Consider the following 443-nt stretch of genomic DNA (forward strand, 5'->3'; position numbering starts at 1 on the left):
CCTGCCTGTCGTTCATGCGCTTCCTTGGGCTGGGGCTTTCAGATCGGGTGCCTGATGCCAAAACACTCTGGCAGTTCCGTGCGAGCCTGACGCAGGTGGGAGCGATCGAGGGTCTGTTCAACCGGTTTGACGCGACCCTGCGGCCCGCCGGCTATCTGCCGATGTCGGGCCAGATCCTGGATGCACCGCTGGTGGCGGCTCCAAAGCAGCGCAACACGAACGCCGAGAAAGCCGATCTCCGGGCAGGCCGTATTCCCGAAGACTGGCAGGACAAGCCGTCAAAGCTGTCGCACAAGGATCGCCATGCGCGCTGGACGCTGAAGTTCACGAAAGCGAAGCGGCAGGACGATGGAACCATGCCGTCGAGTGATCTCGCTATCCCATTCTTTGGCTACAAACCCCACGTCTCGATCGACCGGAAGTATCGGTTCATCCGCAAATGG

General features: G+C 60.9%; 1 protein-coding gene. It reads left to right on the forward strand.

What is annotated here, in order from left to right; translation table 11 throughout:
- Positions 1–443 (forward strand): transposase (locus KP705_RS17785; protein ID WP_215765245.1); only part of this gene is annotated, 443 nt, incomplete at both ends.

Origin of the sequence: Gluconobacter sp. P1D12_c (assembly GCF_018812105.1) — a bacterium.
Lineage (GTDB): Bacteria > Pseudomonadota > Alphaproteobacteria > Acetobacterales > Acetobacteraceae > Gluconobacter > Gluconobacter oxydans_A.